The following is a 14,475-nucleotide window of genomic DNA, read 5'->3' on the forward strand; positions in this document are numbered from 1 at the left end:
TCGCGTTGCTCGCCGGCACGGGTGCGGCGCAGCAGGCGCCAGCGCCGGTTGCGACACCGGGCGCAGCGGCGCCCGCGGCGGAGCCGGACGAACTGCACCAGCAGGTGAAAGCACAAGGCGAGCGGCTGGATGCGATGCGCAGCCAGATCGCCGCGCAGCTGGAACAACTGGAATCGATGAAGCGCACACTGGCCGCGCAGGAAGCGCAATACCGCGAACTGCGGCAGGCGGTCGGCATGGATGTGCTGGACCGGCAGCGCGCGGGCAATATCCGCGCAGCCGGCAGCTCGGTGGCTGCACTGCCGATGCCGGGCGACGCCGTGGCCACGGCCGCCGCGGCGGAAGACACGCAACCGGTCGGCCAGGCGCCGCAGCGCGATTCGCGGCCGCCCGAGGTGGCGCCGATCTTCGACCAGCCCGGCGTGCTGACGCCGCGCGGCAAGCTGATCGTCGAGCCCTCGTACCAGTCCGGCTATTCGTCGGCGGACCGCGTGGCCCTGGTCGGCTACACCATCATTCCGGCGATCCTGATCGGCCTGATCGACGTGCGCCAGGTGAAGACCACCACCCAGACCGGTGCGATCGCGCTGCGCTACGGCATCACCAACCGCCTGGAAGCGGAGGTGCGCATTCCGTATGTGTACGGGCATACCGACACGATCAGCCGCGAGATCTTCACCGGCACCGCCACCGACCGCGTATTCGGCGCCAGCGGCCATGGGCTGGGCGACGTCGAGGCGACCGCGCGCTACCAGCTCAACGACGGCGGCGCGGACAAGGCTTATTACGTGGCGTGGCTGCGTTTCAAATCGCGTACCGGACGCGACCCGTTCGAAGTGACCACCGACTGCGTGCAGCGCTGCGTGCAGAACGCCACCGGCACCGGCCTGCCGCTGCAGTTGCCGACTGGCAGCGGCTTCTATTCGGTGCAGCCGGGCGTGACCTGGCTGTATCCGTCCGACCCGGTGGTGTTCTTCGGCAATGCCAGCTATCTGCACAACTTCGCGCGCAACGACGTCAGCCGCACCTTGCTGCTGGCGGGCAGGGAGCAGCTGGGCAAGGTGAAGGTGGGCGACGTGGTGGACCTGAGCGTGGGCATGGGCCTGGCGCTGAACGAGAAGGCCTCGATCAGCATCGGCTACGACCAGAGCTGGGTGGGCGTGACCAAGCAGAACAACCACACGGTGGCGGGTTCGGCGAAGTCGGTGCTGGGCACCTTGCTGATCGGCGGTTCGTACCGCCTCAACGAAAAGCGCACGCTGAATTTCACGCTGGGCGTGGGGGTGACGCGGGATACGCCGGATGCGACGGTGACGGTGCGGGTGCCGATGACGTATTGAGCGCGCCGCGACGGTGCTGCAAATTCGTCATTCCGGCGCAGGCCGGAATCCAGTAGCGCCAACATTCGGTTGTCGTGTTGCCGCTCAAGCGCTGCTTGTGGCGTAGTCGCTCGAGCCAGCGCCGCCGCCACTGGATTCCGGCCTGCGCCGGAATGACGAGGGTGGGGTGGGCGGCACGCTTTGGCCGCCTTCCATCGATTTACGCCAAGCGTGCCCGCCGCTTCTGCATATACCAGCCGCCGCCGCAGACGGCGGCCACCAGCAGCACGTCCAGCACATAGCGCGCCCAGCCGTGCGCGTCGAACCAGGGCTGCAGCAGATGGTCGTGCGCCATCATGCGCGCGGCGGTCCAGGCGATCGCGCCTGCGCCGATGTAGACGATCACCGGGAAGCGCTCGATCAGCTTCAGGATCAGGGTGGAACCCCACACCACCAGCGGTACGCTGATGGCCAGGCCGATGATGACCAGGGTCATGTGGCCACCCGAGGCGCCGGCGATGGCCAGCACGTTGTCCAGGCCCATCAGCGCGTCGGCCACCACGATGGTGCGGATCGCCGCCCAGAAACCCGCCGCGGCGCCCACCTGGTGCCCGTCGCCTTCGTCCGTGCGCAGCAGCTTCCAGGCGATCGGCAGCAACAGCAGGCCGCCGGCCAGCATCAGGCCGGGCAGCTTGAGCAGGTAGACCACCACCGCGGTCAGCGCCACGCGTACCGCCACCGCGCCGAAGCTGCCCCAGAACACCGCCTTCTTCTGCAGGTGCTTGGGCAGGTTGCGCGCGGCCATCGCGATGACGATGGCGTTGTCGCCGGCCAGCACCAGGTCGAGCAGGATGATGGCCATCAGGCCGGAGAAGAATTCGGGGGTGAGGAAATCCATGGCAGCTCATGTTCCTGCGTGCGGGACGAATGCAGCAACCACGGGCGCACGCAGCCCCGTGATTACCGCAAAAGTCTCGTTCGCGGCCGAGCCGCTGCAGTGACCGGAGCGGTGCTCCGCTCGTGATGACGACCACCACACGGACGCCGATGCAAGCGTGTCCGGAACTACTCCCCTTTGGGATTAGTGCCGGCCATTGTCGATGCGGCCATGCATACCAGTCAAGCCAAAGCCTTTAAGCAAAAGGCTTTCCCTCGTTACAATGTGACGGTTTTGCATCGACATGAGCGGCCGCCGCCTGGCGAACGCGGGTCGGGCGTCTCCCTGCAGGGTTCTCGACACTTATGAATACCGACTACCGCAAAGCTCTTCCCGGCGCCTCGCTGGACTACTTCGATGCGCGCGCCGCCGTAGAGGCGATCCAGCCCGGCGCCTACGCCGAGCTGCCGTATACCTCGCGCGTGCTGGCCGAGAACCTGGTGCGCCGCTGCGACCCGGCGATCCTAGCCGATTCGCTCAGGCAGCTGATCGAGCGCAAGCGCGAACGCGATTTCCCCTGGTTCCCGGCGCGCGTGGTCTGCCACGACATCCTCGGCCAGACCGCCCTGGTCGACCTGGCTGGCCTGCGCGATGCGATCGCCGACGGCGGTGGCGATCCGGCCAAGGTCAATCCGGTGGTGCCGGTGCAGCTGATCGTCGATCATTCGCTGGCGGTGGAATGCGGCGGTTTCGATCCGAATGCGTTCGCCAAGAATCGCGCGATCGAAGATCGCCGCAACGAAGACCGCTTCCATTTCATCGAGTGGACCAAGCGGGCGTTCGAGAACGTCGACGTGATTCCGCCGGGCAACGGCATCATGCACCAGATCAATCTGGAGAAGATGTCGCCGGTGATCCAGGTGGCGGACGGCGTGGCCTATCCCGATACCTGCGTGGGCACCGACAGCCATACGCCGCACGTGGATGCGCTGGGCGTGATCGCCATCGGCGTCGGCGGCCTGGAGGCGGAGAACGTGATGCTCGGCCGCGCCTCGTGGATGCGCCTGCCCGACATCATCGGCGTGGAACTGAGCGGCAAGCGCCAGCCCGGCATCACCGCCACCGACATCGTGCTGGCGCTGACCGAATTTCTGCGCAAGGAAAAGGTGGTCGGCGCGTACCTGGAATTCCGTGGCGAAGGCGCGGCCAGCCTGACCCTGGGCGATCGCGCCACCATCTCCAACATGGCACCCGAATACGGCGCCACCGCCGCGATGTTCTTTATCGACGGCCAGACCCTCGACTACCTGCGCCTGACCGGCCGCAGCGACGAGCAGGTCAAGCTGGTGGAAACCTATGCCAAGGCGGCCGGCCTGTGGGCCGACACGCTGGTCGCCGCGCAGTACGAGCGCACGCTGAGCTTCGACCTGTCCTCGGTGGCGCGCAACATGGCGGGCCCGTCCAATCCGCACAAGCGCCTGCCCACGGCGGAGCTCGCCGCGCGCGGCATCGCCGGGCAGTGGCAGGAGCAGCCGGGGCAGATGCCGGATGGCGCGGTGATCATCGCCGCCATCACCAGCTGCACCAACACCAGCAACCCGCGCAACGTGATCGCCGCGGCCTTGCTGGCGCGCAACGCGAATGCGCGCGGCCTTGCGCGCAAGCCGTGGGTGAAGAGCTCGCTCGCACCCGGTTCCAAGGCGGTGGAGCTGTATCTGAAAGAAGCGAACCTGCTGCCGGAGCTGGAGCAGCTGGGCTTCGGCATCGTCGCGTTCGCCTGCACCACTTGTAATGGCATGTCCGGCGCGCTCGATCCGGCGATTCAGCGCGAAATCATCGAGCGCGACCTGTATGCCACCGCGGTGCTGTCCGGCAACCGCAACTTCGACGGGCGCATCCATCCGTATGCTAAGCAGGCCTTCCTGGCCTCGCCGCCGCTGGTGGTGGCTTACGCCATCGCGGGCACCATCCGTTTCGATATCGAGCAGGACGTGCTCGGCGTCGACGCTGATGGCGAGGCGGTGCGGCTGAAGGACATCTGGCCCAGCGACGAGGAGATCGACGCGATCGTGTCCTCCAGCGTGAAGCCGGAGCAGTTCCGCCAGGTCTACGAGCCGATGTTCGCGCGCAGCGGCCATGGCGGCACCACCGCCGCGCCGCTGTACGACTGGCGCGCGCAGAGCACCTATATCCGCCGTCCGCCGTACTGGGAGGGTGCGCTCGCCGGCGCGCGCACGCTGACCGGCATGCGTGCGCTGGCGGTGCTCGGCGACAACATCACCACCGACCATCTGTCGCCGTCCAACGCGATCCTGGCCGACAGCGCGGCGGGCGAATACCTGGCGCGGATGGGCCTGCCTGAAGAAGACTTCAATTCGTATGCGACCCACCGCGGCGATCACCTCACCGCGCAGCGCGCCACCTTCGCCAACCCCACCTTGCTCAACGAGATGGCGGTGGTCGATGGCGCGGTGAAGAAGGGCTCGCTGGCGCGGGTGGAGCCGGAAGGCAAGGTCATGCGCATGTGGGAAGCGATCGAGACCTATATGGAGCGCAAGCAGCCGCTGATCGTGATCGCCGGCGCCGACTACGGCCAGGGCTCGTCGCGCGACTGGGCGGCAAAGGGCGTGCGCCTGGCCGGCGTGGAGGCGATCGCGGCCGAAGGCTTCGAGCGCATCCATCGCACCAACCTGATCGGCATGGGCGTGCTGCCGCTGGAGTTCAAGCCCGGCACCGACCGCAAGACGCTGGGCATCGACGGCAGCGAAACCTTCGACGTGAGCGGCGCGCGCACGCCGCGCGCGGAGCTGACCCTGGTGATCCACCGCCGCAGCGGCGAGCGTGTCGAGGTGCCGGTGATCTGCCGCCTGGATACCGCCGAGGAAGTGTCGATCTACGAAGCCGGTGGCGTGCTGCAGCGCTTCGCGCAGGATTTCCTCGAAGCCTCACAGGACGCGTAAGCGAGACGGATGACCATGACTCACGCTCCCCAGCTCCGCATTCCCGCCACCTACCTGCGCGGCGGCACCAGCAAAGGTGTGTTCTTCCGCCTGCAGGACCTGCCCGAAGCCGCGCAGCAGCCGGGCGCCGCGCGCGATGCGCTGCTGCTGCGGGTGATCGGCAGCCCCGATCCCTACGCCAAGCAGATCGACGGCATGGGCGGCGCGACGTCCAGCACCAGCAAGACGGTGATCGTGTCGCGCAGCACTCGCCCGGACCATGACGTGGATTATCTGTTCGGCCAGGTGTCGATCGACCAGGCCTTCGTCGACTGGAGCGGCAACTGCGGCAACCTGTCGGCGGCGGTCGGTCCGTTCGCCATCTCGGGCGGTTTGGTCGATCCGGCGCGCCTGCCGCGCGACGGCGTCGCCATCGTGCGCATCTGGCAGGCCAATATCGGCAAGACGATCATTGCCCACGTGCCGATGACGGACGGCGCGGTGCAGGAGACCGGTGATTTCGAGCTCGACGGGGTGACCTTTCCGGCGGCCGAAGTGCAGCTGGAATTCATGGATCCGGCGGCCGACGAAGATGGCGCAGGCGGCGCGATGTTCCCCACCGGCCACGTGGTCGACGACCTCGAAGTGCCGGGTGTCGGCACGCTCAAGGCGACCATGATCAACGCCGGCATTCCCACCATCTTTGTCGAGGCCACCGCGATCGGCTACACCGGTACGGAGCTGCAGGACGCGATCAACGGCGACGCCAGGGCGCTGGCGATGTTCGAGACCATTCGTGCGCACGGTGCGCTGCGCATGGGGCTGATCGGCTCGCTCGAGGAGATCGCTACGCGGCAGCACACGCCGAAGGTGGCGTTCGTCGCCGGCCCGGCGGATTACCTGGCGTCGAGCGGCAAGCCGGTGCAGGCGGGCGATGTCGATCTGCTGGTGCGCGCGATGTCGATGGGCAAGCTGCACCACGCCATGATGGGCACGGCGGCGGTAGCGATCGGCACTGCCGCGGCGATTCCGGGCACGCTGGTGAATGTGGCGGCCGGCGGCGGCGAGCGCCATGCGGTGCGCTTCGGCCATCCGTCGGGGACCTTGCGGGTAGGCGCCGAGGCGGCCCAGGTCGGCGGTACGTGGACGGTGACCAAGGCGGTGATGAGCCGTAGCGCGCGCGTGCTGATGGAAGGGTGGGTGAGGGTGCCTGCGGGCTGAGTCCGCGGGCGCGGTTCGCCGCGGCGGGCGTTGACTCTTCGCTGCCACGGCGACATGGTCAGCTGGCCGCGACCAGGCCTGTTGCCGGGAGACGAGCTCCATGAGTTCGCATGACATCCGCTCCGCCGAGCGTCCACCGCCGGATCAGGCGATGGTCGACATCGCCGACTACGTCCTCGACTACGCCCTCGACGACCAGATCGACTCCACCGAGGCCTACGACACCGCGCGCTACATGCTGCTGGACTCGCTGGCCACGGCGATGCTGGCGATGAAGTTTCCCGAGTGCGTCAAGCACCTGGGTCCGCTGGTGCCGGGCGCCACCCTGCCGGGCGGCGCGCGCGTGCCGGGCACCAGCCACGAGCTCGACCCGGCGCAGGCGGCGTTCGCCATCGGCACGCAGATCCGCTGGCTGGACTTCAACGACACCTGGCTTGCGGCCGAATGGGGCCACCCCTCCGACAATCTCGGCGCGATCCTGGCCGTGGCCGACTACCTCGGCCGCAAGGCGCAGCGCGAAGGCGGCCGGGCGCCGAGCGTGCGCGAGGTGCTGGGCTGGGCGATCAAGGCCCACGAGATCCAGGGCTGCTACGCCCTGCTCAACAGCTTCAACCGGGTGGGCCAGGACCACGTGATCCTGGTGCGCCTGGCCTCCACCGCGGTGGCCACCGCGATGCTGGGCGGTAATAAGGAGCAGATCGTCACCGCGATCTCGCACAGCTGGATCGACAACGGCAGCCTGCGCACCTACCGCCACGCGCCGAACACCGGCCCGCGCAAGAGCTGGGCCGCCGGCGATGCCTGCCGCCGCGCGGTGATCCACGCGATCAATGCGGTCCACCGCGGCGTGGTGGGTTATCCGTCGGCCTTGAGCGCCAGCACCTGGGGTTATTACGACGTGGCGTTCAAAGGCAACGCCTTCCGCTTCGAGCGCCCGTTTGGCAGCTACGTGATGGAGAACGTGCTGTTCAAGCTCAGCTATCCGGCCGAATTCCACGCGCAGACCGCGGTGGAGTGCGCCATGCAGCTGCACGCGCAGGTTGCCGGCAGGATCGAGCAGATCGACCAGGTGGTGATCGAGACCCAGGAGGCGGGCGCGCGCATCATCGACAAGACCGGCCCGCTGGCCAATTACGCCGACCGCGACCACTGCATCCAGTACATGGTGGCGGTGCCGCTGATCTTCGGCCGCCTCACTGCCGACGATTACAGCGACGAGGTGGCGGCCGATCCGCGCATCGATGCCTTGCGCGCCAGGATGGCGGTGAGCGAGAACCCGCAGTTCACCCGGGACTATTTCGACCCCGCCAGGCGTTATATCGGCAACTCGGTGCAGGTGTTCTTCAAGGACGGCAGCAGTACGGAAAAGGTCACGGTCGATTATCCGATCGGACACCGCAGGCGCCGCGCCGAGGGCATCCCGGTGCTGCTCAGCAAATTCGAGGCGGCCCTGCGCGGGCACTTGCCCGGGCACCAGGTCAAAGCCATCCTCCGGGACAGCTCGGATTTCGCCAGGCTGGACGCCATGCCTGTTCAGGAATTCCTGGGACTCTTCACGTTGTAAAGACGGTGTGAGCTAAAAACTGAACGGGCGTTCGGAGAATTGTTTGTTTTTTGCTAAGCTCTCTGCGCCCGTTTCGGGTGGTTTGGCTTCAAGGCCGGCTTCGGCCGGGACTCATGGCGGCATGGCCCGCGGGGTCGTACGCCTGGGGTGGAACGGACGCGAAAACCAATAAACGAGGAGACACCTGATGAAACGTAAGGGCTTGTACTTCGTGATCGCGCTTGCCCTGGGCGGCGTAGGTGCCGCTCACGCGCAAGACACGGCCAGCGCTGCCACTCCCACCTACGACGGCCGCTGGTACATCGCCCCGACTGTGGGCGGCTACTACAACGATACCGACCGCAATACCAACAGCCGTCAGGTCTATTACGGCCTGGGCGTCGGCAAGTTCATTGCGCCGAACACCTCGATCGATCTCTTCATCGATCGCACCAAGCGCGACATCGATTCCAAGATCGGTGGCGGCAACTGGTCCAACAACAATTACGGCGTGACCGCCCGCTATTACTTCGGCGCGTGGGACGCATGGCGTCCGTACCTGCTGGCCGGCGTGATGGGCAGTTACCACCACAGCCGCTTCGACAAGGCCTGGTCGCCCGCCGCCGAACTGGGCGTCGGCATTTCCAAGACCATCACCGACAGCAGCGATATCCGCGCGGAAGCCGGCTACCGCTACGACTGGGACGACAAGACCCAGCCGGAGAAGAACGGCTACGGCGACTGGTTCCTGGGCTTCAGCGTGGTGTCACGCTTCGGCGCTCCGCCGTCTGCCCCGGCCACGGTCGCGCCGCCCCCGCCGGCGCCGGATTGCTCCAAGCTCGACAGCGATGGCGATGGCGTGAACGATTGCGACGACAAGTGCCCGGGTACACCGGCCGGCACCATCGTCGGTCCGGATGGTTGCCCGCAGAAGGTCGTGATCGACCTGCGCGGCGTGAACTTCAAGTTCGACTATCCGAAGAAGGGCCACGTAAAGGCTGGCGAGATCGGCAAGGCCCTGGCCGCCCCGACCGCCGACTCGATCGCGATCCTGGACCAGGCCGTCGATACCCTGGGCCGCTATCCGAACGTGAAGGTCACGGTCGCCGGCTATACCGACTCGGTCGGCAAGGACGACTACAACCAGAGCCTGTCGGAGCGTCGCGCGCAGATCGTGTTCGACTACCTGACCTCGCATGGCATCGACGCCAGCCGCCTGCAGGGTCCGATCGGTCATGGCAAGAGCGACCCGATCGACAGCAACGACACGGATGCCGGCCGCGCCCGCAACCGTCGCACCGAGCTGCAGGTCCAGCAGTAATCGACCGCAAGGTCGTTGGAAAAGCCCGGCGCAAGCCGGGCTTTTCTTTTGCCCCCGAGGCATCCGCGAAGAACTTTCGGTGAGCCGCGTTTTCACGCGAATTTGCCTGAACGACAACCCACCAAAAGCTTAACCTGTCACGTTTACCTGTTAAGGGACGTGTGTATCTCTTAACGGTTTTGCTACACTCTGCGCCGCTTGCTGTTAGGAACGCCAAGCAGGGGACCATGAGGTCCCCGAATGTCGAACCCTGAAGTTCTGACGCGCGATTTCCGTCTGGGGTGGAACGGACGCGAAAACCAATAAACGAGGAGACACCTGATGAATCGTAAGGGCTTGTATTTTCTGATTGCCCTGGCCCTGGGCGGCGTGGGTGCCGTTCACGCGCAGGACACCAGCTCCAGCGCATCCGCCGGTTTCGATGATCGTTGGTACATTGCCCCGACCGTCGGCGGCTACTACAACGACACCGACCGCAACACCAACAGCCGTCAGGTTTACTACGGCCTGGGCGTCGGCAAGTTCATCGCGCCGAACACGTCGATCGACCTGTTCATCGATCGCACCAAGCGCGACATCGATTCCAAGGTCGGTGGCGGCAACTGGTCGAGCAACAACTACGGCGTGACCGCCCGTTACTACTTCGGCGCAGCCGACGCATGGCGTCCGTACCTGCTGGCCGGCGTGATGGGCAGCTACCACCACAGCCGTTTCGACAAGGCCTGGTCGCCGGCCGCCGAGCTCGGCGTCGGTATCTCCAAGTCGATCACCGACAGCAGCGACATCCGCGCGGAAGCCGGCTACCGCTACGACTGGGACGACAAGACCCAGCCGGAGAAGAACGGCTACGGCGACTGGTTCCTGGGCTTCAGCGTGGTGTCGCGCTTCGGCGCTCCGCCGTCCGCCCCGGTGGCCGCTACCCCGCCGCCGCCGCCGGCTCCGGACTGCTCCAAGCTGGACAGCGACGGTGACGGCGTGAACGACTGCGACGACAAGTGCCCGGGTACCCCGGCTGGCACGATCGTCGGTCCGGACGGCTGCCCGAAGCAGGTCGTCATCGATCTGCGCGGCGTGAACTTCAAGTTCGACCGTCCGAAGAAGGGCGAGAAGGACATCAAGAAGGCCCTGGCTGAGCCCAGCACCGACTCGATCGCCATTCTCGACCAGGCCATCGACACCCTGCAGCGTTACCCGCAGGTGAAGGTGGCGGTTGCCGGCTACACCGACTCGGTCGGTAAGGACGCCTACAACCAGAGCCTGTCGGAGCGTCGCGCACAGATCGTGTTCGACTACCTGACCGGCCACGGCGTCGACGCCAGCCGCCTGCAGGGCCCGATCGGTCACGGCAAGAACGACCCGATCGACAGCAACGACACGGATTCGGGCCGCGCCCGTAACCGTCGCACCGAGCTGCAGGTCCAGCAGTAATCTCGACCGCAAGGTCGTGTGGAAAAGCCCGGCGCAAGCCGGGCTTTTCTTTTGGGCGGACTGGGGCACGATGGCCGGCATGGACCGAAAGCAAGGGCAGGGCAGGCACACTCCGTCGCGCCGCAGCGCGAGCGCACCGGCGGCAACGCCCAAGCACGGACTCGCGCGCGTGCTCAGCAAGCTGGGCGTGTGCTCGCGCAGCCAGGCAGAGAAGGCCGTGCGCGAAGGACGCGTCAGCGTGGACGGGCGCGTGGTGCTCGATCCCGAACGCCCCGCCGACGCCTCGCGCCAGCGCATCCTGCTCGACGGCGCGCCCGTCGGCGAAGCCCAGCGCGTCTACATCGCTTTGAACAAACCCCGCGGCATCGTGGTGAGCGCCGCCGACGAGCGCGGCCGCGACACCGTCTACGACCTGCTTAAGGACGCCGGCCTGCCCTGGCTGGGCCCGGTCGGCCGCCTGGACAAGGCCAGCGAAGGCCTGCTGCTGCTGAGCAACGACAGCGCCTGGGCCGCCCGCCTTACCGAGCCGCGCCACCACGTCGACAAGACCTACCACGTGCAGATCGACGCCGTGCCGGACACCGCGCTGCTGGAGCGTCTCGCCCATGGCGTGGTGGAAGAGGGCGAACGCCTGGCCGCGAAGCAAGCCGCGCTGTTGCGCACGGGCGAGAAGAACGCCTGGCTGGAGATCGTGCTGGACGAAGGCAGGAACCGCCATATCCGGCGCCTGCTGGCCGCGCACGACATCGGCGTGCTGCGCCTGATCCGCGTGGCGATCGGCACGCTGCCGCTGGGCGAACTGGCCAAGGGCCAGTGGCGGCATCTGCGTCCTGAAGAAGTTGCGGCGCTGTCGCGCTGATCAGGCGCCCAGCCGCTCCCGCACCCCGTCCAGCGTGCGCTCCTGCAGCGGATGCGTACGCGCCGGATCCATCACCGCATAGATCGTATTGAGACAAGGCCGGTCTGCGCGCCCCACCGCCACGACTTCGCCGCGCGCCTCGGCTTCCCGCGCACACGCATACGGCACGATCGACAGCCCGCGGCCGGCGGCCACCCAATCCAACACCTCTTCCAGCTCCTCGAAGTGCGCGACGCTGCGCAGGCGCGCGGGTTTCTCGCCCAGCACCTGGGTGAACCAGGTGGCGAATACGTAGTCGCTCTCGTCGTAGGTGACGTAATCGGCCTGCGCGAGGCTGGCGAGATCCAACGTGGGCAACGCCTGCCGCGCGGGTGCAATCAAGGCCGCCTGCTCCATGCCTACCGCCACCAGGCGCAATGCTCCGTGCGGCAGCATCAGATGCACGAAGCCCAGATCGCTTGCACCGGTCTCCACCTGCCGCACCACCTCTTCGGCGGTGGGAAAACTCATGCGGATCGGCACATCCGCCAACGGCCCTTCGCGAAACAGCGGCAGCAGGTCGTAGCGCCCGAAGCCGCTCACCGCTGCGATGCGCAGCGGTTGTGCGGGCTCGTCGCGCATCGCCTCGTGCACCTTGGCCAGGTCGCGCCCCAGGTCGCGGCAGAACGCCAATAGCCGCTCGCCGGCGGCATTGGGTACCAGCGGTCCCTGTCCGCGATGGAACAGCGGCATGCCCAGCGCTTCCTCCAGCTTGCGCAACTGGTAGCTCACCGCCTGCTCGGTGCGATGCAGCGATGCCGCCGCCGCGCGCAGGCTGCCGCCTTCGCAGACGGCGCGGAACGCATGCAGATAACGCAACTCGACATTCATGCACGGAACCCTGGGCAAGGGGGCGAAAAAAACTTCGCCGGCAGGCCAAAAAGATTCGCATGGCCGCGAGCACAGCGGCAAGCCGAGAATCGCGCCAGCCTTCCCATCAGGAATCCCCATGAGTCGCCGCTTCGCTTGCTTGCTCGCCCTGTGCCTGGCCTGGCCCGCCCATGCCGGCCCCGGCCAGGCCGCGCATTTCTATCTCTATCGCATGCAGCCGGGCGCCGCCGAGTCATTCGAGCAAGGCTATCGCCACCACCTGGAATGGCATCGCGCCCAGCGCGACCCGCTGTCGTGGTACGGCTGGACCATCGAAGACGGCGAGCGCAGCGGCTGGTTCGTCGATGCCAGCGTGGGTGAGTCGTTTGCCGCCTTCGACCACCGGGTGAACGTGGCTGGCGATGGCGCCGACTTCCGCGCCAACGTCGCGCCGTATGCCACGCCGATGGGCCAACCCACCTACGTGCTGCTGCGCGAAGCCAGCACCGGCACGCCATTGGAGAACCGCAAGCCCAGCGCCACCATGCAGGTGACGCACGTGCACGTCCAGCTCGGTATGGAGGCACGCTTCGAGCGCGCACTGGCGGCCATGCACCAGGCCTTGCAGAAGGAGCCGGATGCGCCGGCGCATACCTGGTATCGCCTGGTCACCGGTGGCGACTCGGCGCAATACATGTTGCTGGTGGCCCGCGACGGCTGGGCCGGCTACGACCGCTTCGAGCGCAGCCCCGGTGCGTTGCTGGCCGGCGACGAAGCCGCGCAGCGCGATATGGCCGAGTCAGTGCAGACGGCCACCACGGAAACCTGGCGTTACCGCGCCGAACTGAGCGCATTGCATTGACGAAGCGGGGGAGCGCAGCCGCTCCCCCGCAGTTGGCTTCAGCCGATCACGCCAAGCTCGCGCCCGACCTTGGTGAAGGCCGCGATCGCGCGATCCAGATGCTCACGCGTATGCGCCGCGCTCATCTGCGTGCGGATGCGCGCCTGGCCCTGCGGCACCACGGGATAGAAGAAGCCGGTGACGTAGATGCCTTCGTCCAGCAGCTTGGTCGCCATCGCCTGCGCCTTCTTCGCGTCGTAGATCATCACCGGCACGATCGGGTGCACGCCCGGCTTGATATCGAAGCCGGCCTGGCTCATCTGCTCGCGGAAATAGCGGGTGTTCTCCTGCACGCGCTGGCGCAGCTCGCCCGCGCTGGACAGCATGTCGAACACCTTCAGCGCCGCGGCCACCACGTGCGGCGGCAGCGAGTTGGAGAACAGGTACGGGCGCGAGCGCTGGCGCAGCAGTTCGATCACCTCGGCGCTGCCGGTGGTGAAGCCGCCCAGCGCGCCGCCGAGCGCCTTGCCCAGGGTGCCGGTGAAGATGTCGATCTTGTCCATCACGCCGTTGACCTCGGCCGAGCCGCGTCCGTGGTCGCCGAGGAAGCCGGTGCAGTGGCATTCGTCGATATGCACCATCGCGTTGTACTTCGCGGCCAGCGCGGTGATCTGGTCCAGCGGCGCGATAAAGCCGTCCATCGAGAACGCGCCGTCGGTGGTGATCAGCTTGGTGCGTGCACCGGCGGCATCGGCCGCCTGCAGCTGCTTTTCCAGGTCCGCCATGTCGCAGTTGGCGTAGCGGAAGCGCTTGGCCTTGCACAGGCGGATGCCGTCGATGATCGAGGCATGATTGAGCGCGTCGGAAATGATCGCGTCCTCTTCGCCCAGCAGCGGCTCGTACAGGCCGCCGTTGGCGTCGAAGCAGGCAGCGTAGAGGATGGTGTCCTCGGTGCCGAAGAACTCGGCGATTTTCTTTTCCAGCTGCTTGTGCAGGTCCTGGGTGCCGCAGATGAAGCGCACCGAGGCCATGCCGAAGCCGTGGCTGTCCAGCGCCTCCTTGGCCGCCTGGATCACGTCCGCATGGTCGGCGAGGCCCAGGTAGTTGTTGGCGCAGAAGTTCAGCACCTTGCGCCCGCCCTCCAGCTCGATCTGCGCCGACTGCGGCGAGACGATCACGCGCTCGGCCTTGAACAGGCCCTGCTCGCGGATGGAGTCCAGTTCGGCGGCGTAGCGCGCCCGGGTGGAATCGGAATAGCTCATCGGGATCGGCCCTGGG

General features: G+C 67.0%; 11 protein-coding genes. 8 read left to right on the forward strand and 3 right to left on the reverse strand.

Annotation, left to right across the window (positions count from 1 at the left end; genetic code table 11):
- Window positions 1-5: 5 nt before the first annotated feature.
- On the forward strand, window positions 6-1,340 hold the full coding sequence (locus AB4083_RS01090) for an acetate kinase (RefSeq protein ID WP_441605905.1): 1,335 nt from the start codon (window positions 6-8) through the stop codon (window positions 1,338-1,340).
- A 199-nt stretch (window positions 1,341-1,539) separates the two neighbouring features.
- Here the strand turns inward: AB4083_RS01090 and AB4083_RS01095 are convergent, their stop codons facing one another.
- Complete coding sequence (locus tag AB4083_RS01095) at window positions 1,540-2,217, reverse strand: TerC family protein (RefSeq protein WP_441605906.1); 678 nt, start codon at window positions 2,215-2,217, stop codon at window positions 1,540-1,542.
- Window positions 2,218-2,561: 344 nt separating this feature from the next.
- Here AB4083_RS01095 and acnD point away from each other — a divergent pair, with 344 nt between their 5' ends.
- From acnD to AB4083_RS01125, 6 genes are all read left to right on the forward strand, one after another.
- Window positions 2,562-5,156: a Fe/S-dependent 2-methylisocitrate dehydratase AcnD gene (gene acnD, locus AB4083_RS01100; RefSeq protein ID WP_441605907.1), complete on the forward strand. Its 2,595-nt coding sequence runs from the start codon at window positions 2,562-2,564 to the stop codon at window positions 5,154-5,156.
- Between the two features lie 15 nt (window positions 5,157-5,171).
- Window positions 5,172-6,356 carry a 2-methylaconitate cis-trans isomerase PrpF gene (gene prpF / locus AB4083_RS01105; RefSeq protein WP_441605908.1) on the forward strand — a complete coding sequence of 395 codons (1,185 nt, stop codon included), beginning with the start codon at window positions 5,172-5,174 and terminating at the stop codon, window positions 6,354-6,356.
- 100 nt (window positions 6,357-6,456) lie between these two features.
- Window positions 6,457-7,920: a bifunctional 2-methylcitrate dehydratase/aconitate hydratase gene (locus AB4083_RS01110; protein ID WP_441605909.1), complete on the forward strand. Its 1,464-nt coding sequence runs from the start codon at window positions 6,457-6,459 to the stop codon at window positions 7,918-7,920.
- A 187-nt stretch (window positions 7,921-8,107) separates the two neighbouring features.
- Window positions 8,108-9,220 carry an OmpA family protein gene (locus tag AB4083_RS01115; protein ID WP_441605910.1) on the forward strand — a complete coding sequence of 371 codons (1,113 nt, stop codon included), beginning with the start codon at window positions 8,108-8,110 and terminating at the stop codon, window positions 9,218-9,220.
- Between the two features lie 321 nt (window positions 9,221-9,541).
- Entirely contained in the window at window positions 9,542-10,648 is a 1,107-nt protein-coding gene (locus AB4083_RS01120; RefSeq protein WP_441605911.1) for an OmpA family protein, read from the forward strand.
- A 79-nt stretch (window positions 10,649-10,727) separates the two neighbouring features.
- Complete coding sequence (locus AB4083_RS01125; protein WP_441605912.1) at window positions 10,728-11,507, forward strand: pseudouridine synthase; 780 nt, start codon at window positions 10,728-10,730, stop codon at window positions 11,505-11,507.
- On the opposite strand, the gene AB4083_RS01130 is transcribed toward AB4083_RS01125, so the two are convergent.
- Entirely contained in the window at window positions 11,508-12,377 is an 870-nt protein-coding gene (locus tag AB4083_RS01130; protein WP_441605913.1) for a LysR family transcriptional regulator, read from the reverse strand. It abuts the gene before it with no gap.
- A 118-nt stretch (window positions 12,378-12,495) separates the two neighbouring features.
- Between AB4083_RS01130 and AB4083_RS01135 the strand changes: the two genes are divergently transcribed.
- On the forward strand, window positions 12,496-13,218 hold the full coding sequence (locus AB4083_RS01135; protein WP_441605914.1) for a hypothetical protein: 723 nt from the start codon (window positions 12,496-12,498) through the stop codon (window positions 13,216-13,218).
- Between the two features lie 38 nt (window positions 13,219-13,256).
- Here AB4083_RS01135 and kbl read toward each other — a convergent pair whose 3' ends face one another.
- Window positions 13,257-14,459, reverse strand: a complete 1,203-nt coding sequence (gene kbl, locus AB4083_RS01140; RefSeq protein ID WP_441605915.1) for a glycine C-acetyltransferase — start codon at window positions 14,457-14,459, stop codon at window positions 13,257-13,259.
- Window positions 14,460-14,475: the final 16 nt, after the last annotated feature.

Source organism: Dyella sp. 2RAB6 (genome assembly GCF_052115385.1).
GTDB lineage: Bacteria > Pseudomonadota > Gammaproteobacteria > Xanthomonadales > Rhodanobacteraceae > Dyella_D.